General features: G+C 64.5%; 18 protein-coding genes. 16 read left to right on the forward strand and 2 right to left on the reverse strand.

Annotation, left to right across the window (positions count from 1 at the left end; all coding sequences use genetic code 11):
* Positions 1-27: 27 nt before the first annotated feature.
* The 9 genes from AncyloWKF20_RS10595 to AncyloWKF20_RS10635 all read left to right on the forward strand — a co-directional run bounded on the left by AncyloWKF20_RS10595 (position 28) and on the right by AncyloWKF20_RS10635 (position 8,812).
* The gene (locus tag AncyloWKF20_RS10595) at positions 28-843 is read left to right on the forward strand and encodes an oxidoreductase (RefSeq protein ID WP_279317803.1); all 816 of its coding nucleotides are present in this window, start codon (positions 28-30) and stop codon (positions 841-843) included.
* Positions 844-1,068: 225 nt separating this feature from the next.
* The gene (locus AncyloWKF20_RS10600; protein WP_279317804.1) at positions 1,069-1,941 is read left to right on the forward strand and encodes an aldo/keto reductase; all 873 of its coding nucleotides are present in this window, start codon (positions 1,069-1,071) and stop codon (positions 1,939-1,941) included.
* Positions 1,942-2,019: 78 nt separating this feature from the next.
* Positions 2,020-2,670, forward strand: coding sequence for an SDR family NAD(P)-dependent oxidoreductase (locus AncyloWKF20_RS10605; protein WP_279317805.1), 651 nt, complete (start codon positions 2,020-2,022; stop codon positions 2,668-2,670).
* A 220-nt stretch (positions 2,671-2,890) separates the two neighbouring features.
* On the forward strand, positions 2,891-3,880 hold the full coding sequence (locus AncyloWKF20_RS10610) for an aldo/keto reductase (RefSeq protein ID WP_279317939.1): 990 nt from the start codon (positions 2,891-2,893) through the stop codon (positions 3,878-3,880).
* 61 nt (positions 3,881-3,941) lie between these two features.
* A complete protein-coding gene (locus tag AncyloWKF20_RS10615; protein WP_279317806.1) occupies positions 3,942-5,201 on the forward strand; it encodes a multidrug effflux MFS transporter in 1,260 nt (419 codons plus the stop codon).
* 80 nt (positions 5,202-5,281) lie between these two features.
* A complete protein-coding gene (locus tag AncyloWKF20_RS10620; RefSeq protein ID WP_279317807.1) occupies positions 5,282-6,082 on the forward strand; it encodes an SDR family oxidoreductase in 801 nt (266 codons plus the stop codon).
* 237 nt (positions 6,083-6,319) lie between these two features.
* Complete coding sequence (locus tag AncyloWKF20_RS10625) at positions 6,320-6,808, forward strand: cytochrome P460 family protein (protein WP_279317808.1); 489 nt, start codon at positions 6,320-6,322, stop codon at positions 6,806-6,808.
* Positions 6,805-7,518: a DUF4405 domain-containing protein gene (locus AncyloWKF20_RS10630; protein ID WP_279317809.1), complete on the forward strand. Its 714-nt coding sequence runs from the start codon at positions 6,805-6,807 to the stop codon at positions 7,516-7,518. The genes AncyloWKF20_RS10625 and AncyloWKF20_RS10630 overlap by 4 nt, the downstream gene beginning before the upstream one ends.
* 88 nt (positions 7,519-7,606) lie before the next feature.
* Positions 7,607-8,812: a carboxymuconolactone decarboxylase family protein gene (locus tag AncyloWKF20_RS10635; protein WP_279317810.1), complete on the forward strand. Its 1,206-nt coding sequence runs from the start codon at positions 7,607-7,609 to the stop codon at positions 8,810-8,812.
* A 117-nt stretch (positions 8,813-8,929) separates the two neighbouring features.
* On the opposite strand, the gene AncyloWKF20_RS10640 is transcribed toward AncyloWKF20_RS10635, so the two are convergent.
* Positions 8,930-9,757, reverse strand: a complete 828-nt coding sequence (locus AncyloWKF20_RS10640; protein ID WP_279317811.1) for an SDR family oxidoreductase — start codon at positions 9,755-9,757, stop codon at positions 8,930-8,932.
* Between the two features lie 349 nt (positions 9,758-10,106).
* Between AncyloWKF20_RS10640 and AncyloWKF20_RS10645 the strand changes: the two genes are divergently transcribed.
* The 7 genes from AncyloWKF20_RS10645 (at position 10,107) to lpxD (ending at position 19,029) form a co-directional block, all read left to right on the forward strand.
* The gene (locus AncyloWKF20_RS10645) at positions 10,107-11,000 is read left to right on the forward strand and encodes a LysR family transcriptional regulator (RefSeq protein WP_279317812.1); all 894 of its coding nucleotides are present in this window, start codon (positions 10,107-10,109) and stop codon (positions 10,998-11,000) included.
* A 609-nt stretch (positions 11,001-11,609) separates the two neighbouring features.
* A complete protein-coding gene (locus AncyloWKF20_RS10650) occupies positions 11,610-12,077 on the forward strand; it encodes a 2Fe-2S iron-sulfur cluster-binding protein (protein WP_279317813.1) in 468 nt (155 codons plus the stop codon).
* Positions 12,078-12,094: 17 nt separating this feature from the next.
* Complete coding sequence (locus tag AncyloWKF20_RS10655) at positions 12,095-14,305, forward strand: molybdopterin cofactor-binding domain-containing protein (protein ID WP_279317940.1); 2,211 nt, start codon at positions 12,095-12,097, stop codon at positions 14,303-14,305.
* A 526-nt stretch (positions 14,306-14,831) separates the two neighbouring features.
* On the forward strand, positions 14,832-15,563 hold the full coding sequence (locus AncyloWKF20_RS10660) for a response regulator (RefSeq protein WP_279317941.1): 732 nt from the start codon (positions 14,832-14,834) through the stop codon (positions 15,561-15,563).
* Positions 15,560-16,921 carry an ATP-binding protein gene (locus AncyloWKF20_RS10665; protein WP_279317814.1) on the forward strand — a complete coding sequence of 454 codons (1,362 nt, stop codon included), beginning with the start codon at positions 15,560-15,562 and terminating at the stop codon, positions 16,919-16,921. The genes AncyloWKF20_RS10660 and AncyloWKF20_RS10665 overlap by 4 nt, the downstream gene beginning before the upstream one ends.
* Positions 16,922-17,072: 151 nt before the next feature.
* Positions 17,073-17,723, forward strand: a complete 651-nt coding sequence (locus tag AncyloWKF20_RS10670; protein WP_279317815.1) for a DUF3313 domain-containing protein — start codon at positions 17,073-17,075, stop codon at positions 17,721-17,723.
* Between the two features lie 112 nt (positions 17,724-17,835).
* A complete protein-coding gene (gene lpxD, locus AncyloWKF20_RS10675; protein ID WP_279317816.1) occupies positions 17,836-19,029 on the forward strand; it encodes a UDP-3-O-(3-hydroxymyristoyl)glucosamine N-acyltransferase in 1,194 nt (397 codons plus the stop codon).
* Between the two features lie 955 nt (positions 19,030-19,984).
* Here lpxD and AncyloWKF20_RS10680 read toward each other — a convergent pair.
* Positions 19,985-20,587, reverse strand: a complete 603-nt coding sequence (locus AncyloWKF20_RS10680; protein WP_279317817.1) for a TetR/AcrR family transcriptional regulator — start codon at positions 20,585-20,587, stop codon at positions 19,985-19,987.
* Positions 20,588-20,623: the final 36 nt, after the last annotated feature.

Genomic DNA, 20,623 nt, shown 5'->3' on the forward strand with positions numbered 1-20,623 from the left:
TTGCGTCGGGGAAGAGGAAGCACCCTCATGAGCACATCAAACAAGCCTGTTGCCCTTGTCACGGGGGCTTCCTCCGGCATCGGCCAGGCAACCGCGAAAGCGCTCCGCGCCGCCGGCTACCGGGTGTTCGGCACCAGCCGCAAGACGGGCGCAACGGCCGGCAACGACATCACCATGCTGACCTGCGACGTAACCAGCGACGCCTCGGTAGCGGCCGTGGTGAGTGAGGTGACGCATCTGGCCGGGCGGCTCGACCTGCTCGTCAACAATGCGGGCGGTGCGTTGATCGCAGCGGCCGAGGAAACCTCTGTCGAGCAGGCCAAGGAGCTGTTCGAGCTGAACTTCTTCGGGGTTGTCCGGCTCACCAATGCGGTTCTGCCGATCATGCGCCAGCAGCGGAGCGGCCGGATCATCAACATCAGCTCGGTGGTGGGCTTCCTTCCCAGCCCCTATGCCGCGCTTTATGCCGCGACCAAGCACGCGCTGGAGGGCTATTCTGAATCCCTCGACCATGAGGTGCGGGGTCTCGGCATACGCGTGCTCCTGGTCGAGCCGGCCTTCACCCGGACATTGATCGACCAGAACGCACCGAAACCCGATCGGCCGTCGAGCGTCTATGAGGCCGCGCGCGAAGCAATGGCGCGTGTCTGGACCAGCTCGATCGAAGCCGGCGACGCTCCCGAGACCGTGGCCGCCACCGTTGTCGCTGGCGCGACCGCCGCAACCCCGAAACTGCGCAACCCCGCCGGCAAGACCGCCAGGCAGCTCCATCTCCTGCGGCGCCTGGTTCCCGCCCGCGCGTTCGACAAAAGCCTGCGCAAGCAGATGAAATTGCCGGCCTGAGCCGTGCTTCGACCGGGCAGCGATGCGCAATGGTGAGGTCCCCCGCACCGTTGCGCATCGTCACGGACGCGCGAAGAGCACGGCACAAAGCGCAAAAAGCTTATTTACGACAAATGTCACCAATTGACATTTTATGACGCTGCTCGTAGGGTGTGATCAAGCCGACCATCCGCTCGCTGTTAGCGGTCATGTCGGCACCCCCTCCCCGTCGAAGAGAGTTGCACCATGTCCGACATCAATGCCGCCGCGTCCGGCCAGTTCAAGATTGGCGGAGACATCACCATCAATCGTCTCGGCTATGGCGCCATGCGCATCACCGGGCCCGGCTTTTATGGCGATCCGGAAGATCGCGACGAAGCCCTCCGCGTTCTCAGGCGCCTCCCGGAACTTGGCATCAACTTCATCGACACCGCTGATTGCTACGGCCCCAATGTCAGTGAGGAATTGATCGCCGAGGCACTTCATCCCTATGACGGTCTGCTGGTGGCGACCAAGGGCGGCCTGCTGCGCCCCGGCATCACTGAAGGTCAATGGCCGATCTGCAACCGGCCGGATTATCTCGGCCAGGCCGTGCGCCAGAGCATCCGCCGCCTGAAGGTGGAGCAGATCGATCTTTGGCAGCTGCACCGCATCGACCCCACCCTGCCGCTCGAGGAGCAGTTCGGCTTCGTCAAGGAGATGATCGACCAAGGCTTCATCCGCTATGCGGGCCTCAGCCAGGTTACGGTCGAGCAGATCGAGATCGCCCGCCGCTACTTCCCCGTCGCGACCGTGCAGAACATGTACAACCTCGTCACCCGGGCGGATGAGGACGTGCTGGACTATTGCGAGGCAAACGGGATCGGCTTCATCCCGTGGTTTCCGCTGGCATCGGGCGGATTGGCTCAGCCGGGTGGCGTCGTGGACACGCTCGCCAAGGCGAAGGGGGCCACCCCAAGTCAGATCGCGCTGGCCTGGATGCTCAAGCGCAGCCCGGTGATGCTGCCCATCCCCGGCACCAGCAAGGTCAAGCATCTGGAAGAGAACGTCGCCGGCGTGAACGTGACACTCACCGACGAGGAATTCGCCCAGCTCGATGCGGCCTCTCCCAGGCCCTGATGAAGCAGGCGGCGTATGACGCAGGCGCCACGTCGACCCTCTGGCTTGCCAAGCAGCAACGGTGAAAAGGACCACACGATGGCGGTCTTTTTAAGCATCGGAACGGGGCCAGGAATTGGCCTCGCGACGGCCGAGCGGTTCGCCGAAGAGGGGTTCGACACGGTGCTTGCGTCACGCACGCCATCTCGGCTGGCTATTTACGCGGAGGCCATACGTAAAGGCGGCCACGCCTGTGAAAGTCGGCCTGTCGACGTCGCGGACGCTCAAAGCGTCAGTTCTCTGGTCGCAGGCGTCCTCGACCATCACGGCGCGATCGATGTCCTTCACTACAATGCCGCGTCGCTGCGCCGGGCGGGTATTGCCGACCAGCCAGCCGACAGTTTCGTGGCGGATCTTTCCGTCAACATCGCGGGCGCCATGGTGGCCATCCAGGCAGTATCGCCCAGCATGTTTGCCCGGAGTCGAGGGACGATCCTCATAACCGGCGGCCAGTTCGGCCAGAAGCCGAGGCCCGACTACATTTCCCTGAGTGTCGGAAAGTCGGGCCTCAGAACCCTTGTTCTCGGGTTGTTTGAGACATTCAAGGCCAAAGGCGTTCATATCGCGATCGCCAATGTCGCCGGTCCCATTGATCCAGCGTCGGATCTGCCCGCTGGCGTCGCGGACTGCTTATGGCGTCTCCACAGCGCCCCACGCGATGCGTGGGTAGCAGAGGCTCCCTACCCCTGAAAATCGCTCGGCTCATTGGGCTCGCCTGCATGGTCAGGCGGGCCCAATGCTCTGGATAGCACGGTTCCGGCGCTCTCCACGGGCTGAACCGGTAGATGCCGCCTCATATATGAACTGGAAGTATGGATGCATGCAGTTCATGCGGTCTAATTGAATCCGGCACCAAGGATTAGCTTCCTTGCAAGCGAGGCCAACGGCCCTCAAGCAGCAGGAAAGAGCCATGAAAAAGCGCATACTTGGAAACAGCGGACTGGAGGTTTCGGCCATCGGGTTCGGCTGCATGGGTCTGAACTTCAGCTACGGCGACAAGCTGGGCAATGCGGACAGCATCCGGCTCATCCGCGATGCCGTGGCGCTTGGCGTGACCTTCTTCGACACCGCCGAGATCTATGGCCCGTGGACCAATGAGGAGATCGTCGGCGAGGCACTCCGCGCCGTCCGCAACGAGGTGGTGATCGCCACCAAGTTCGGCTTCAACATCGTCGACGGCCAGATGGCCGGCACCAACAGCCGGCCCGAACAGATCCGCGCGGTCGCCGAAGGCTCGCTCAAGCGCCTGGGCATTGAGCAGATCGATCTGTTCTACCAGCATCGCGTCGATCCGAATGTGCCGATCGAGGACGTTGCCGGAACGGTCAAGGAGCTGATCGCCGAGGGCAAGGTGAAGCATTTCGGCCTCTCCGAGCCCGGCGCCCAGACCGTGCGTCGCGCGCATGCGGTGCAGCCTGTCGCGGCGCTGCAGAACGAGTATTCGCTCTGGACCCGGGGCCCGGAAACCAACGGAATCCTTGAAGCCTGCGAGGAACTCGGCATCGGCTTCGTTCCCTACAGCCCGCTGGGCAAGGGCTTCCTGACCGGCGCCATGAGCGGGCAGACGCAGCTCGCCGATACGGATTTCCGCAAGTTGCTCCCGCGCTTTACGCCCGAAGCCATGGAGAAGAACACGGCGCTGGTCGATCTGCTGAAACAGGTCGGCGCGGAGAAGGGGGCAAGCCCCGCCCAGATCGCGCTGGCCTGGCTGCTGGCCCAGAAGCCGTGGATCGTGCCGATCCCAGGCACCAAGAAGCTGGAGCGTCTGAAGGAAAACCTCGGTGCGGCCGACATCGTCCTCACGCCCGACGATTTGGCGCGGATCGAGCGCGCCGCGGCGGAGATCCAGGTCGAGGGCGAACGTTATCCCGCGCATCTGCTGGCCACCGTCGGCCGCTGAAGCCATGACCACAGTGAATGACGAGGCCGGCGCTGCGCCGGGTGCCGGAGCACGTCGCGTGATGGCCCGTCATCCCGGCACGCCCCCTGGGCCGGCGGCCAGCCGCACGAGCGCGCTGTCTCCTGCAACCGAGGCAGCCGAGCATGGCTGGCGCGTGCTCGCACTATTGAGCGCGCTGATGGGCTTCGCGTCGATCTCGACCGACCTTTATCTTCCGGCCATGCCGGAGATGGGACGGGCCCTTGGCGCCAGCGCCGGGACTATCGAATTCACCGTGTCGGGCTATCTGATCGGCTTTGCCCTGGGCCAGCTGTTCTGGGGTCCGGTCAGTGATCGCTATGGGCGCCGCCGGCCGGTGGCGGTGGGTCTGGTGCTGTTTATCATCGGCTCGGCCGGCTGCGCCCTGTCCTACGACGCCGGAACAATGATCGCCTGGCGCATGGTTCAGGCCATTGGCGCCAGCGCCGGCGTCGTTCTCTCACGCGCCATGGTGCGCGATCTCTACGAAGGCCCTCGTGCGGCGCAGATGATGTCGAGCCTCATGACGGTCATGGCCATCGCGCCACTGATCGGGCCGCTGGTGGGAGGACAGATCCTCGCTCTTGCGGGCTGGCACGCCATTTTCTGGACGCTGGTCGGTGTGGGCCTCGCCACGCTGGCCGCCTTGGCCGCGTTTCCGGAGACGCTCCCGGCAGACCGGCGCAACCGAGAGCCGCTAGGCCAGTCCCTGCGTCAGTATGGCGAACTGCTGGGGCGACGAACGATCCTCGGCTATGCCGGCGCTGGCGGATTTTTCTATGGCGGCATGTTCGCCTACATCGCCGGCACGCCCTTCGCCTACATCGCCTATCACCATGTTCCGGCGCAGCTTTATGGTCTGCTCTTTGCGGTCGGCATCGTCGGCATCATGCTGGCCAACATGATCAATGCGAGGCTGGTGCCGCGCTGGGGCAGCGACACGCTGCTGCGTTACGGCGCGGGGGGAGCGGCGGGCGCAGGTCTGGTGCTGGCGGTCGCCGCGTGGACCGGCTGGGGCGGGCTTTGGGGCCTCGTCGTTCCGCTCTTCCTCTTCGCGTCGGCGACCGGATTCATTGTCGCCAACTCGATCGCCGGCGCCCTCTCAGGCTTTCCCGAACGGGCCGGCGCCGTGTCGGCGCTGGTTGGTGCGCTGCAATATGGCAGCGGCATCCTGGGGTCAGCCCTGGTCGGCGCCTGCGCCGACGGAACCCCTTGGCCCATGGGTTGGGTGATCGCCCTTGCCGGCCTCGGCAGCCTGCTCTGCGTGCGCCTGATCCCACGATCGCGGCACAACCAAACCTGAAGCCTGCTCAATGCGGCCTCGTCCCGACGCCTCGGCGTGCAAGGGGGCGCGGCAACGCGAGAGATAGACGGAGACATTCCATGGCCCCCCATCCCGGCACACTCCTCGTCGTCGGCGCGACCGGGAGCATTGGTCGGCACGTGGTCGCCCAAGCTCTGCACGCGGGCTACACGGTGCGCGCCCTCGTCCGTAACCCCGCCCGTGCTGGCGTCCTGCCGCGCGAGGTCGAGCGGACCATCGGCGATCTCACACGGCCCGAGACGTTAACGGCTGCTGTCGCGGGCATCGACGCGGTGATTTTCACCCACGGCGCATCAGGCGGTGGCAAGCCGGAGACCGTGGACTATGCCGGCGTGCGCAACGTCCTCGCGGCGCTGGACGGCCGGAAGGTGCGGATCGCCCTGATGACCGCCATCGGTGTCACCGACCGGCTGGGCGCCTACAATCGATCGACCGGCGCGCATGACTGGAAGCGCCGGTCCGAGCGCCTCGTGCGGGCGAGCGGTCTGCCCTACACCATCGTGCGGCCGGGCTGGTTCGACTACAACGCTCCGGACCAGCATCGGCTGGTCATGTTGCAGGGCGACACGCGCCATGCGGGGACGCCGGCCGACGGCGTCGTCGCGCGCCAGCAGATTGCCGAAGTGCTGGTGAGCAGCCTCAGTTCGCCGGCCGCCCTGCGCAAGACCTTTGAACTCGTTACTGAGACCGGCCGGCCCCAGGACAAGCTCGACGCGCTCTTCGCCGCCCTCGACGCCGATCCTGCCGATACGCTGGATGGTGTGCGGGACCAGATGAACATGCCACTCGCCACCGAACCGAAGCAGGTCCACGATGATCTCGACGCGGCGCGCTCACGGCTGGCCGCCACAGCCTCGTGATCCCGGCGCGGGAGCGCCCACATCGGTAACTCCCCACCGCGATTGATGAAGATGGAACATAGGCTCATGCGGATCCAGCAGGCTAATAAGCCACGCTGAGCCACGGTAGATCATACATAACGTAACGGAATATGCCGCGAAAAGGCGCCTCCGATGGGTCCGCCTGGTTATCGCAAACAGCTGTTCCCCGCCTCGGCCAGATTGGTGCCGCCTGATGACGCGAGCAGCGAGAAACCCATGCCGTTGAAGCTCGGCCACCTCGGATTGATCGGATTGAGCCTCAGTGCGGCGACGCTACTAGGCTTGCAGGTACGCGCGGAACCAACCCGCGTGACTTTTCCGCGCAACATCGACGATCTGGTTCATTACACGACCGTCACGCGCGGCGATGTCGTCGAGCACATGCTCACCAGCCGGGAGGCCATTCAAGCGGCCCAGAATGGCCAACCAATGCCGGACGGCACCCAGATCATCCTCGCGGATTATCGCAACGACAAGATCTACCGCTATTTCGTCATGGAGAAGGGCCCCGGATGGGGCGACGACTATGACGCCCGCCGACGCACCGGCGATTGGCAGTTCCAGTGGTACTGGCCCGACGGCTCGATCAACACGCAGGAAAACACCATGCGCTGCCAGTCCTGCCACCAATCCAGGGCCGAGCAGAATTACATGTTTACCTACCGCGATCTGATGAATTTCAATCTGTCGGAGGTGAAGCCTTGAGGAGTCTCAGGCTTCCGCTTCGACTTTTTCTGGATTTCGGAGCCGCGATCCTGCTGATCGCAGGTCTGGCCTATTACTGGCTGGATAATCTCGCCCATGAACTCATTGGAAGTGCCTTCTTCGCGCTCATCGCCGCCCATGCCATCTTCAATCGCCGCTGGTATGGAGCTCTGCTGAAGGGACGGTATGACGCCAAGCGCAGCATCGCAGTGGCGGTCAATCTGACATTCCTGGGGGTAATCCTGATCCTTCTGGTCAGCAGCGTCGGTCTCTCGCGCTCCCTGCTGGGATTTGCCGGTTTTGATCCCGGCTACGCCGTGCGCCAGATTCATATGCTGGCCGCCTATTGGGCGATCGCCTGCCTCGGCGTCCATCTCGGGCTGCAATGGCCCACCGTCATGAAAATCGCCCGCAGCGCCCTTCGCATCCGCGTATCCAATCCCTGGCGCACCGCGTTCTTGCGCATGACGGCCCTGACCATCGCGCTTTACGGCATCCGCAGCTCTTTCGACATGACCTTCGGGTCGAAGCTCGTGCTGAGCTACACGCTGGACATGTGGGATTTCCACACACAGACCCTGCGCTTCTTCGTCAATTTCGGCGCGATCATCGGGCTCTACGCGGCGCTAACCCATTACGGCCTGACCGGTCTTCAGCGCCGGAAGGCGTCGGCAGTCGCCGGGGCCGCCGACGCGCATCTCTCCCGCTAGGGGCGGTGGCCATGCTCGCCAGCGCCCGACCCGGGCATGAAGCGGGAGCTTCCCATCAGCCTGTGTTGCATCACCAAGGAGGCGTTTCATGAAGGAAATCGCAGCGAGCCTGGCCGTCTCGGTGCTGGCGAGCGGCGCCGCTTATGCGGAGGAACCGCGCCGGCGCGTCGCGCCGCCCGCGGTTTATGAGGTCGCGCCAGGCCTCGGCCACTTCACCGACAATGTGCTCTTCGGCGAAGTGTGGGTGCGCGATGCTCTCGCCCCGCGTGACCGCAGCCTTGTCACGGTGTCGGTCCTTGTCTCGACCGGCAAGACCGCCCAGATCGGCAGCCATGTCCGCCGCGCGCTCGACAACGGCGTGAAGCCGGAGGAACTCGGCGAACTGATCACTCAGCTTGCCTTCTACTCCGGTTGGCCTAACGCCATTTCGGCCGTCACCGAGACGAAGAAGGTGTTCGAGGAGCGCAAGATCGGCCCCGTCGCGGACAGCGCTGCTGACCGTATCCAGCTGGAGGCCACCGCCGAAGCGGCGCGCGCGGCCCTCATCGCGGAGAACGTGTCCCCCACCACCCCGGCTCTCGCGGACCTGACCAACCGCGTGCTGTTCGGCGACCTCTGGCGTCGTCCCGACATGGCCCCGCGCGATCGCAGCCTCGTCACCATGGCGGCGCTGATCGCCATTGGCCAGCCCGAACAGATTCCCTTTCATGCCAACCGCGCCATGGACAATGGGCTCACCCGCGAAGAGGTCGCGGAGGTGGCGACCCATGTCGCGTTCTATGCGGGCTGGCCACGGGCCATGTCGGCCGTCCCGGTTCTCAAGCAGGTGTTCGCCTCCCGCGAGGCAGCGGCAGCGCCGTCGAACGCGGCGGCCTCTGGGGAACTGAAGGTCATTCGCGCCGAGCCGGCCAGCCAGGGCACGCCCGGCCCAGCGTCGAACTTCACCGGCGAGGTGCGCGTCACCAACCGCTATGCCGGCGAGGCTCCGGCACGCATCGGGGGCGGCCTTGTCTCCTTCGCGGCCGGGGCCCGCACCGCGTGGCACACCCACCCGCTCGGTCAGACGCTGTTCATCGTTTCCGGCCAGGGCTGGGTGCAGAAAGAAGGCGGACCGATCATCGAGGTTGGTCCCGGCGATGTGGTCTGGATCCCGCCAAATGTGAAGCATTGGCATGGCGCCAGCGCCGCTACGCCGATGTCGCACTTCGCTGTTGCCGAGGCCTTGAACGGCAGCGCTGTCACTTGGATGGAGCAGGTGCCGGAATCCCAGTATCGCACGGGGCCGGCCAGATAACGGCAAAGCGGCTTTGCCCCGTTCGACGTGAACAAATCGGAGGGGGACGCGGCGCTCTACCCCCATACAAGGCCGACAGCGCGGAATTGCGGGCCGCGCCGTCGGCCTTGCCTCCGGCTAGCTCGGAGCGAGCTCGCCGAAGAAGTAGGAGGCGGTCACACCGCCATCCATCAAGAAATCACTGCCCGTGATGAAGCCGCCGTCCGGGCCCATGAGAAGGGCACCGACATTGCCCACCTCGTCCGGGGTCGCGGCACGGCCCACGGGCGACAGATCAATCATCCGCCGATAGCCGGCCCCGCGCGGGCCTGTGAGTTCATCCTTCGCAAGCGGCGTGATGACGATGCCCGGGCTGATCGTGTTGATGCGCGCGCCACGCTTCGCCCAGCGCACGGCCTCGGCCATCACACGCAGAGAGTTCCCCCGCTTGGAGAGCTGATAGGCATGGAGCGAATCCGTGACCTGGTCGGGCTGCAGCATGGGCAGCGCAAGCAGTTCCTCCACGGGGGTCAACGCAAGGGCTGCGTTCTGCTCCGCAGTCAGAGCCCCAAGACGATGCCCGGACTGCGAGGCGACGACGACACCCGAGCCACCACGCGCGATGACGCTTCCAAACGCCTCCAGCATCAACGCCGTGCCATAGAGATCCACGCGAAGGATGGTTTCCGGCGACGCCTGCGAGGGCGAAACGCCGGCCGCATGAATGACGCCGGTCACGTCACCCAGCTTCGTCGCGGCCTCCACCAGCGCCTCGACGGATGGCCGCGAAGCGACATCAACCGTCGCGGTGCTCACCTCAAAACCAGCATCGGCGAGAACACCCGCCGCCGCCTCGGCATTGTCTCTTCTGAGGTCCGCGAGCAGCACGCGCTTGCCGGAACTGATGCGGCGCGCGATCGCCTGGCCGATCGAACCTGCGCCGATCACTACGATGACATCGCTCACGGCCACTCTCTTTCATAGGTTAATCGCGGGGAAGGAAGCAGCAGGCTGAGAACCGCATGCAGGAGCTTCCGAACACTAAATAATGCCTCGCGCAGACCGCGTGAGAAGCTGCCGCTCGCGAAGTCATCGTCCCTTCGGCTCTTCCGCGGATGGCGTGTGAGTGTCCTTGTCAAACCGAAGGACCGAGGAGCCGCCCCCCTGTTCTTCAGAACGCCAAAAACCACTTCCCGCCATGCTCATCCTCCGGGGACGGCCCCGCGCCTACGTTGGCTATGCCAATAACCTATTCGTGAGTCATTCCTCTGATAAGTGGGTATAAAAGGCATAAGATCATATCGGAGGTTCATGAATGCGGCGCGAGGATCTGGTTGACCTGAACGCTTTCCTTGCTGTCGCGGAAGAAAAGAGCTTCACGCGCGCCGCCGCCCGCCTGGGCACGTCGCAGTCGGCACTCAGCTACACGGTCCGCAGGCTGGAGGCGCAGCTCGGAGTCCGTCTTCTGACCCGCACCACACGGAGCGTGGCCCCGACCGAGGCTGGCGAACGGCTTGTCGAGACCCTGCGGCCTGCCTTGGAAAGCATAGAACTCCAGCTGTCGTCGTTAGGCGAGTTGCGGGAGAAACCTGCAGGAACCATCCGCATCACGACATCGGAACACGCGACCGAAACGGTATTGTGGCCGGCGCTCGAAAAGCTTCTCCCCAAATATCCAGACATCAACGTAGAGCTGAGCATCGATTCCAGCCTGACGGACATCGTAACGGAACGTTTTGATGCCGGCGTGCGCCTCGGCGAGGCCCTTGCCAAAGATATGGTTGCTGTCCGCATCGGCCCGGAATTGCGAATGGCGATTGTGGGATCTCCCGCATATTTCGAAAATCATCCTATTCCTCAGACACCTCACGACCTCTCCAATCACAAATGCATAAACCTTCGCATGTTAAGCGCCGGCGGACTTTATGCCTGGGAACTTGAGAAGGACGGCCGTGAAATACGGGTGCGCGTCGACGGGAGACTAACCTTCAACAATGTGAATGCGATCATAAGGGCAGCGGTTGCCGGATTTGGCCTCGGCTTCGTCATGGAAGATCGTGTCGAGGCGCATTTGGCGGATGGAAGCCTCATACGCGTCCTGGACAGCTGGTGCCCGTCTTTTCCAGGCTATCATCTCTATTACCCAAGCCGCCGCCAGCCATCGGCGGCCTTTTCCGTGCTGGTGGATGCCCTTCGCTATCGGGGGTGAGCGGGTCGCGCGGTCACGCCATCAGCAGCGCCGCCATTCATGAACCTCTCATATAGGTTCATGCGACAGAGGCCGGCTAATGTTTTATCGGAAGCTCCGCTAACGTAAACTGATCTTGGCTTATGCAATGAGAAGGCTGGGCGATCCACTGATACCCAGATTCATTGCTAACTGAAAGTTGATCAGCAAGCGGACCAATGATGAACTACAAAATAGGTGCCTTTTATCTAAGACGCCTGGCGACACTTGGTCTTCTTTCTACGTCATTTTTCTGTCCGTGGCAGCGCCGTGTGTGAGCGGCTATTCCACCCACGCAGCGCATCATGGCATTCGATGCGTCGAGCACGAACCGGATCGCATCCAGCGTCGCGGATGAAGGCGGCCGCGCGGCCGGCAGCGTTGAGAGCGCACGTGGTTTCAAAACAACCTCGGCATCACCTGGGAGGCCGCCCGGATTGAGACGTTTATCGCGAACCCGCGCGCGATGGTTCCGGGCACCGCCATGAAGGTGGCGGCCGCCACCGCACCGACCGGACGGACATCGCGGCGCAGCTTCAGGGTCTGACGCTACCGAACTGAGTGCCACTCTTGCCGACTTGGGAGCGCAACATGGCAAAACTGAACATCAATGGCCGGACGGTCGATATCGATGTCGAGGACGACACCCCCCTCCTCTGGGTGATCCGGGAGCAGGTCGGCCTCACGGGTACAAAATACGGCTGCGGCGTCGGGCAATGCGGGGCCTGCACCGTGCATCTGGACGGCGTGGCGACACGCTCCTGTGTCTTGCCGATCGGTGCGGTGACCGAAGATCAGAAGATCGTCACCATTGAGGGCCTCGGCGCCGACAAGCCCCATCCAGTCCAGCAAGCCTGGGCCGAGTTGGACGTCGCCCAGTGCGGCTACTGCCAGGTGGGCATGGTCATGGCTGCGGCGTCGCTGATCGCGCAGAATCCCAGCCCGACCGACGAGGATATCCGGGCGGACATCACCAATATCTGCCGGTGTGGCACCTATCCGCGCGTGCTGGCCGGCGTGAAGCTCGCCGCCGAACGCATGGCCGCGAACAAAGGTTGAGGACCATCGCCATGAGCATGCATCCCGTCATGGATCAGCCCCTTCCCGAGGCGTCGCCAGCCAAGGCAGCGCTTTCTCGCCGTGGCTTTCTCGCCGGCGTCGGTGCCGCCGCGGGCGCGTTCACATTGGGCTTTTCGCTTCCGCTACCGGGCCGCGCCCTGGCGCAAAGCGGTGCGTCAGAGGTCAATGCGTGGGTGGTCATCCAGCCGGACGAGACCGTGATCCTGAGGATCGCGCGGATCGAGATGGGCCAAGGATCGCTTACGGGTCTCGCCCAGCTTCTGGCCGAGGAGCTGGAATGCAACTGGGACAATGTGCGCTTCGAACTGGTGAAGCCCGGGCAGAACAAGAGCCGCGCCAATGCCTGGGGCACCCAGTCTACGGGCGGCTCGCGGGCGATCCGCGGCTCCCATGAATATGTTCGCAAGGGCGGCGCGACCGCGCGCGCCATGCTTGTGGGCGCGGCGGCGAAGCAGTGGGGTGTGCCCACCGACCAATGCACCGTCTCCAAGGGCGTCATCAGCCATGCCCAAAGCGGCCGCTCGACAACCTACGGGGCGGTGGCCGGGGCCGCTAACGGTATGACCCCGCCCACGGATATCCGCCTCAAGGATCCCAAAGACTGGACCATTGCCGGTCGTTCAGTGAAGCGGCTCGACACCGCCGACAAGCTCGATGGTTCGCTGATCTACGGCGTCGATTACACGATGCCCGGCATGCTGGTGGCGGTGCCGAAGGCGTGTCCCGTCCATGGCGGCAAGCTGAAGAGCTTCGACGCCTCCGCCGTCGCAAACAGGCGTGGCGTGAAGCATGTTCTCAAGGTTGACGATGAGACCGTCGCCGTTGTCGCCGACACGTTCTGGCACGCCAAGACCGCGCTTGAAGCCCTGCCCATCGAGTGGGATGAGGGCCCGAACGCGGCGGTCTCAAGCGAGCAGATCGCCGCCCTGCTGCGGGAGGGGCTTTCGGCCGACACTCCTTATGTCGGTAACCGCGCCGGAGATGCGAAGGCAGTCCTTGCCAAGGCGACGCGGCTCATCGAGGCCGATTACGGTTTCCCCTACCAGAACCATGCCCCCATGGAGGTGCTGGCCGCGACAGTGCGGTGGACGCCGGAGCGGTGCGATGTGTGGGGACCGACCCAGGTCCCCGAGGCTGCCCTCGCCACCGTCTCTGCCGCTGCGGCCTTGCCGCCCGAAGCGTGCGAAATCCACGTGATGCGCATCGGCGGCAGCTTCGGTCGGCGCCTGCAGACCGATTATCTGCGCCTTGCGACGCTGATCGCCAAGCAAGTCCCCAACACGCCCGTCAAGATGATGTGGACGCGTGAAGAGGACATGGTGCAGGGGCGCTTTCATCCCGTCACCCAGTGCCGGCTGCGCGGGTCTCTCGACGCCCAGGGCAATGTCGAGGCGCTCCATATGCGCATCGCCGGCCAGTCCATCGCGATCTACGCCTATCCCTCGGCCATGACGGCCAATGGGGATCCGTTTGTGTTTCAGGGCCTGCTGCCCGATGGCACCGAGATGGCCATCGGCTACACCTTCCCGAACGTTCTGATTGATTACGCCATGCGCAATCCGCACATCCGGCCGGGGGCCTGGCGCGGCGTCAATCTCAACCAGAACGCCGTCTATCTGGAATGCTTCATTGACGAACTGGCCCATGCTGTGCAGCAGGACCCGCTGGTGTTCCGCCGCAAGCTGATGGCCAACCACCCCAAGCATCTGGCCGTTCTTGAAGCTGCGGCCAAGGGCATTGGCTGGGAGACCAGCAAGCCGCCCGAGGGGGTCTACCGCGGTCTTGCCCAGGTCATGGGTTTCGGCAGCTACGTCGCGGCGGCGGCGGAAGTGTCCGTGAATAAAGGCCAGCTCAAGATCCACCGCATCGTAGCGGCGACCGATCCCGGTCATGTGGTGAACCCGCAACAGGTCGAGGCACAGGTCGCCGGCTCTTTCGTCTACGGGCTTTCCGCCATGCTCTATGGGGAATGCACGGTGAAGGACGGACGCATCGAGCAGGAGAATTTCGACACCTACAATGTGATGCGTCTCGACGAGATGCCCGAAGTCACGGTGATCCCCATGCCGTCGGGCGGCTTCTGGGGCGGGGTTGGCGAACCGACCATCGCCGTTGCCGCGCCCGCAGTTCTCAACGCGATCTTCGCCGCGACGGGAAAACGGGTACGTCAGCTTCCGTTGAAGAATATGGACTTGAACATGACCTGACGGGCCCCGCGGTTTGGATTGCGTTCGCGACAAGCCGCGGAGCTCAAGATGAGAGGCCGGGGAGAGGCGGATTTCCATGACGGGTTGAGGGAGGAAAGAGACCTCCGTCACCCGTCATGGAGGGCGGTCCCCATGAATATGCTGTTCCGAATAATGGTCGGGATGCCGGCGACGGTGACAAGGTAGATGTCGCGTTTGGCGAACTGACCGTGATGGTGCGCCCTCGGGCCGATCACAGCCGGTCGCGCCTCTTTAGACGGACGTTGCATCCTGAACGAGCACGAGGCCGGGGCGCCTTTCCCCGGACCTGTTCGGGAAGCCGACGAGTTTTGAAGGCCTGTTCCCGCACGTGGCAAAAGCTCGATCAAAGGGATCGAAACATAAGCCAACATTTCGACATCCCACTTTACATAGGATGCGTCACCGAAGGATGCCTGCCCGGTGCATGCGCGGCCTGCACCGCGGCCTTGGCGCGGGAGGGTGGGAAAGAGACGGGAGCTCATCGTCCATGTCGGAAGCACCAGCAATGTCGTCGCATACCGACGACGCTCTGCCTTCGCGCATCCTGATCGTCGAAGACGACCGGGAGATCGCGGCGATGCTGGTCGAACTCGTGACGGGAGCCGGGCTTGCCGCCCGCACCGTCCTTTCCGGCCGCGACATGGACCGTCTTCTCAAGCAGCAATCGTTCGATCTCATCGTGCTCGACGCCATGCTCCCCGGCGAGGACGGTTTCAGTATCTGCCGACGATTGCGGGCCGCAGGGCCGGTGCCCATACTCATGCTGACCGCCCTTGGCGAGGACATCGACCGCATACTGGGTCTCGAACTCGGCGCCGATGACTATGTCACCAAGCCGTTCAACTCCCGCGAGCTTCTGGCCCGGATCAAGGCGCTTCTGCGCCGCGCCTCCTATGCCGCCCCGGCGGTGTCGCGCGGCGCGGTGATGGTCTTTGCCGGCTGGCGGCTGGACCCCATCGCGCGCAGCGTCCACGATCCCGACGGGGTAGAGATTTCGATGACCACCGCCGAATTCGACATACTGCACGCCTTCTGCTCGCATCCCGGTCAGGTCATGACCCGCGACCAGCTTCTGGCGCTGACCCATGCGGGCATCGCCGGCCCGGTCCAGCGGAGCATCGACGTGCATGTGAGCCGCGTCCGGCAGAAAATCGAGCCCAGCGTCAAGGAGCCCACGCTGATCAAGACCGTGCGCCTCGGCGGCTATCTCTTCACGCCGGTTGTCGAACGGCAATGATACTGCGCCGCCTCGGCCTTGCCTCGATGCGCCAGCAGATTTTCCTGCTCGCCGTCCTGCCCATCTTTCTTCTGGCCGCCTTCGCCGCCATACGCGCGTCGCTGCGCGAGACCGACCATGTACGGGTCGAATGGGCGAGCTATGTCGCCGCCGACATCGCGGTTGCCGCCGAGAGGGTCCGTGCTGCGACCAGCCCCGGCGATCTGGATGTGGCGCTAAGGCTCACGGCGGAGAAAGGCATTGTGGCCGAGGTCACCGGGCAGCAGGTGCCCGACGCGATTGATCTTCGCGTGGGGCGTTTCGACGAGCCGACCTATCGCGATCTCATCGGGCGATTGATCGCGCTGACCGACCGGGTCGAAAAAGACGGTATGGCCGAGACATCCAACCTCGCCGTGCGGATCGACGAGGACCGCGCGCTTCTCCTGCGCCCGCAGCCACTGGCCTTTCCCTCCCGCCGCGACGAGGTGCTGTGGAGCCTCGGTATTACCTTGCTGGTCGTGCTGCCCGTCCTGTTGCTGTCCTACTATCTCAGCCATCGCCTCACGCGGCCACTGATCGATTTCGCCGCGGCCGCCCGACGGATCAGCCTCGACGAGGCTTCGCAGGAACCGTTCAGTGCCGAGGGCGCGCTGGAAATCCGCAGCCTCGGCAACTCGCTGAACGTCATGCGGGCGCGGATCAACCGTATGATCGACCAGCGGACGAGCCTCCTGCGCTCCGTTGGCCATGACCTGCGCACCCCGCTCACCCGGCTGCGCATGCGGGCCGAACGCTGCACGGATATCGAGCTGCAACACTCCATGCTCCAGGACATCACCACCCTCGCGGCGATGATCGACGAGAGCATGCGCTACCTGAACAACAAGGAATCCGGCCTGGAAGCCCCGCGCCGTGTCGACCTGTCAAGCCTGCTTCACACCATCGCGGCCGACTATGCCGACACCAACATTTCCGTTTCCGTGGACGGACCGCGACGGCTGGTCTGCCAATGCATGCCCCGGGCGCTCACCCGCGCCCTGTGCAATCTGATCGACAATGCCTCGCGCTATGGGACGACGATCGAGCTCGTGCTCACCGAGGACGAAACGGGCGATATCATCATCGACGTTCGCGACGACGGGCCCGGTCTTTCCGACGACATGAAGAAACGGGCGCTCGAGCCCTTCTTCAAGGGCGATCCCGCCCGCGCCCTCGGTCCGCGCAGCGGCATCGGGCTGGGCCTGCCCATCGCCAATGGCATTGCGCGCACACATGGCGGCACGCTGCACCTGCTCGACCGCCAGCCCCATGGCCTGATCGCGCGTCTCGTTCTGCCACCCAACCTTGAAGCGCCGGTGGTCAGGACATCCGAGTAGGCACCGGATGAGCGGCCGACACGCGCCGCGCGGGACCATCGGCCCGCAATGTTTCTTAACATCAAAACAGCCACCAAAACATTCCGCCGCCTAGGTTCATCTCATCGGCAGGGAGCACTACCGCCCTTTGCCAATGAGGAGCGTCCCGTCGATGCGGAGCCGTCTGTGTTCAATCATCGCCGTAAGCCTCGCCTTGGCGGGCTGTCAGACGGCGGCTCCGAGCCATTACCGCGATCTGGCCTCTTCCTCGGTTCTGGTGCCGAACGCCGGCACGAACGCCGAGCGCGTTCCCTTCGCCTATGGCGGCACGGTCGACTGGTCCGGCTATACCGGTGCGGTGGTGGAGCCGGTGGTCATCTATAGCGGCGCCGACAACCAGTTCGGCGACATGTCGGCAGAGGACAGGAAAACACTGGCCGACTACATGTATGCGCGCTTCACGCAGCAGCTCGCCACGCGTTTTTCGCGGGCGACCCCGTCCGCGCCGAACACGCTGCGCATACGCCTCACCCTCACAGGCGCGGTAAAGAACACGCCGGTTCTCGGCACCTTCTCACGCATCGACGTGGCGGGCCTTGTCTATAACGGCATCCAGACCGCCCGTGACGGCGAAGGCAGCTTCACCGGCGCGGTGATGTACGCGGTCGAAATCTATGATGCGCGTACAAACCGGCTGCTCAGCGCCTTCGTCGGCAAACAGTTTCCCAAGCCGTCGGACATTGGCGCCAGCGTGGGAGATCTCGCGGCAGCGAAGGCCGGCATCGACAAGGGCGCCGAGGATCTCGCGGCGCGGCTGCAATAGCGCGCGGGTTCCGCAACCGACCTCCTCCTCTTGGAGCCGCCCAAGGGCCGGCTCTCGCGAGGTTCCGCCAGCGCACCCAGCGCCGACGGAGCCGGAGCTGCGGACACTCGCGGTGTCCGCCCCCTCGCGGCGTCCGCAGCTCCCCCTTTCTCCCTACCCTGCGACCGGCGGAATTTCGGGCAACGGAGCATCAAGCATGTCAGTGGCATCTGAAGGTGGCAGCATACGCTTGGCTGACATCGCAGGATTATTGGGGGTTCAGCCCCCGCGCAGCACCGCCGACAGGCGGGTGGAAAGTGCGGCGAGCCTTGATGTCGCCGAGGCCTGGCAAATCTCCTATATGGACGGCCCACGCCACACCCACTTGCTGCGCAACACGCGCGCCGGCATCTGCCTTGTCCCGCCGCGTTTCGCCTCCCTGGTTCCCCCGGACACCGCCGCCCTCGTGGTCGAAAATCCGCGCAGCGCCTATGCCCGCCTGCTTGGCTGGCTGCATCCGGAGGCGCTCAAGCCCGGGCTTGCATTCCCGGTGGAGGGGATTGACGAGACCTGCCGCATCCATCCCACAGCGGTGATCGAGCCGGGCGTGGCCCTGGATCCCGGCGTTATCGTCGGCAGCCGTGCGGTGATCGGCGCCGGCACGACGATCGGCGCTCACAGCGTGATCGGACCCAATGTCGTCATTGGCCGCGACTGCGCGGTCTCCACCGGGGTAACCCTCACAAATTGCCGGATCGGTGAGCGCGTCCTTCTCCACGCCGGCGTGCGCATCGGCCAGGATGGCTTTGGGTTCTTCGCGGAGGCGGAAGGTCACCGGAAGTTTCCGCAGATCGGTGGTGTGATTATCGGCGACGATGTCGAGATAGGCGCCAACACGACGGTCGACCGAGGCAGCGGTCATGACACGCTCATCGGAGCGGGAACCAAGATCGATAATCTGGTGCAGATCGCCCACAATGTTCGCATCGGGCGCCACTGCATCATCGTCGCTCAGGTCGGCATCGGAGGCTCGACCGTGCTCGACGATTATGTCGTGGTCGGCGGACAGGCGGCCATCGCCGACCACCTCCACATCGGGCGCGGCGCCAGCCTTGCCGCCGCCTCAGGAGTGATGCGGGACGTGCCGGCCGGCGAGCGTTGGGGCGGCAGCCCGGCCAAGCCGACGCGCGAATGGCTGCGCGAACAGGCCGTGCTGGCGAGAATGTCGGCATTCGGCAGTCGGCGTCGCAGCAGCAGGTTACGCGGCCTGTTTCCCGCCGAGAGCTGGTTTGAGGCCTTCCGCCGGCGCCTGCGCTTCGAAGCCTGAAGGCTCCCCTACCCTCTCTCATCCGCAGTCCGCGGGAGACGACATGAAGACACCTTCTCTGCGAACGGTTCTTGCTCCGCTCAACCGGTCGAACCAGCGTATCACCCTCGCGGCGGGCGTCGTTCTGGTCGTCGGAGGGCTGATCGGCGCACCGCGCTTCACCACCTCCCACCCTGCCGTCACCGGGGTGCCCCCGGGCACGGCATCGACTATCGCCATGCGGGGCCACCACGAACCGGACCATCCGGTCGAGGGGCTGGATGGGCGCCCGGCGCCGCGCGCCATCTCGCTCGCAACGCCGCTTCCCCCTCCTCGCCCGGCATCCGTGGCGGCAGCGCCGTCAAAGCCGGGAGAAGGTGACGGGCGCGGCACACCAAGGGACAAGGCCGCCCAAACCAAGGGGGGCGGGAGCATCGTCGCCACGCGCCTCGACCGATGTGTTTCGGGCTGCGAGATGCGAGAGCCTCGCGTCCGTGCCGGCGTGCCGCCGCGCCGGGCACCGTTGCCAGCGACTAGCCTCGCCGCGGTTCCCACGCCGGCCTCCGCCACGCCCGCAAGGCCAACTCACGCTGAGACCGCGGCCCCGCAGACCAGCCCGACCGAAGCCTCAATGGGCACATCCCTAGGCGCGGGCGCGCACGACATGCTCGCCTGGATCGTCGCCGTTCCTGGCACCACCCTCGACATCGGAACGGGCGCGATCTCCCGGGTGGCCAGCGCGATCCGGTGACATCTGCGATTGGGCGCTCACCCGAGCTTCGACCGCAGTTCGGCGACCTGTAGCTCCAAATGTCGAATGCGACGCTCAAGGGTCGTCACTTCGTCATATCCCATCGCCTCGTCGCATTGGCGCAGCGCCTCCAGCCAACCGCGCCACGGGCGCCTTGCGAAGAAACGCAGATTTGGCGATTTCACCACCAGCGAGCTCCCTTGTCTGGCGTGTCGGCCGCGCTATTCATTGGCCCTGTTTGGGAGCCGGCGACGTCGCATCGGCCTGACTCATGACGCTGCCGGCGGCGGCCTGCAGGAACTGCCGTGACACCTCCTCGTCATTAACAGCGCGCGCGATCAGCACCGCGCCGACCATGGTGGCGAGAATAGCCATGGCCCTGGCATCCGATTCCTGATCGCCGTCGCCGATCCAGCCCTTTGTCAGGGCAACATATTCCTTGAAGCTGCTTTCAAAAGACGCGCGTACATCCGGACCGTGCCGGGCCGCATCCGCCGCCAGCGCCACGACCGGGCACCCGTCGGCCCTCTCACCGCAATGCTCACGGCTAAGATAGAAATCGACCACCGCCGAAAGCGGATTGTCGGGCTTCAGAGCAGCCGCCGCGGACCAGCGGCTCAAGGCCTCATCCAAAGCGCGCTGCGAGGCCTGGGCGACGAGATCCTCCTTGGATTCGAACTGCTTGTAGAAGGCGCCCTGCGTCATGCCGGCGCCGGCCATCAGATCCTTAAGGCCGATACCGTCGAAGCCATGCTCACGAAAAAGACGGCTGGCAACATTGATCACCGTCTGCCGGTTCTCCTCTGCCTGGACGCGACTGACCCGCATGACTGACCTCCTGAATTTAGATTGCGTTCGATTTCT

The organism is Ancylobacter sp. WKF20 (assembly GCF_029760895.1).
GTDB lineage: Bacteria > Pseudomonadota > Alphaproteobacteria > Rhizobiales > Xanthobacteraceae > Ancylobacter.

Bases quoted from the DNA above. Each gene is read 5' to 3' on its own strand.
- AncyloWKF20_RS10635 (WP_279317810.1), top strand. From the start codon at position 7,607: ATGAAGGAAATCGCAGCGAGCCTGGCCGTCTCGGTGCTGGCGAGCGGC.
- AncyloWKF20_RS10645 (WP_279317812.1), top strand. From the start codon at position 10,107: ATGCGGCGCGAGGATCTGGTTGACCTGAACGCTTTCCTTGCTGTCGCG.
- AncyloWKF20_RS10660 (WP_279317941.1), top strand. From the start codon at position 14,832: ATGTCGTCGCATACCGACGACGCTCTGCCTTCGCGCATCCTGATCGTC.
- AncyloWKF20_RS10625 (WP_279317808.1), top strand. From the start codon at position 6,320: ATGCCGTTGAAGCTCGGCCACCTCGGATTGATCGGATTGAGCCTCAGT.
- AncyloWKF20_RS10615 (WP_279317806.1), top strand. From the start codon at position 3,942: ATGGCCCGTCATCCCGGCACGCCCCCTGGGCCGGCGGCCAGCCGCACG.
- AncyloWKF20_RS10655 (WP_279317940.1), top strand. From the start codon at position 12,095: ATGCATCCCGTCATGGATCAGCCCCTTCCCGAGGCGTCGCCAGCCAAG.
- AncyloWKF20_RS10605 (WP_279317805.1), top strand. From the start codon at position 2,020: ATGGCGGTCTTTTTAAGCATCGGAACGGGGCCAGGAATTGGCCTCGCG.
- AncyloWKF20_RS10670 (WP_279317815.1), top strand. From the start codon at position 17,073: ATGCGGAGCCGTCTGTGTTCAATCATCGCCGTAAGCCTCGCCTTGGCG.
- AncyloWKF20_RS10600 (WP_279317804.1), top strand. From the start codon at position 1,069: ATGTCCGACATCAATGCCGCCGCGTCCGGCCAGTTCAAGATTGGCGGA.
- AncyloWKF20_RS10610 (WP_279317939.1), top strand. From the start codon at position 2,891: ATGAAAAAGCGCATACTTGGAAACAGCGGACTGGAGGTTTCGGCCATC.
- AncyloWKF20_RS10650 (WP_279317813.1), top strand. From the start codon at position 11,610: ATGGCAAAACTGAACATCAATGGCCGGACGGTCGATATCGATGTCGAG.
- AncyloWKF20_RS10680 (WP_279317817.1), bottom strand. From the start codon at position 20,587: ATGCGGGTCAGTCGCGTCCAGGCAGAGGAGAACCGGCAGACGGTGATC.
- AncyloWKF20_RS10620 (WP_279317807.1), top strand. From the start codon at position 5,282: ATGGCCCCCCATCCCGGCACACTCCTCGTCGTCGGCGCGACCGGGAGC.
- AncyloWKF20_RS10595 (WP_279317803.1), top strand. From the start codon at position 28: ATGAGCACATCAAACAAGCCTGTTGCCCTTGTCACGGGGGCTTCCTCC.
- AncyloWKF20_RS10665 (WP_279317814.1), top strand. From the start codon at position 15,560: ATGATACTGCGCCGCCTCGGCCTTGCCTCGATGCGCCAGCAGATTTTC.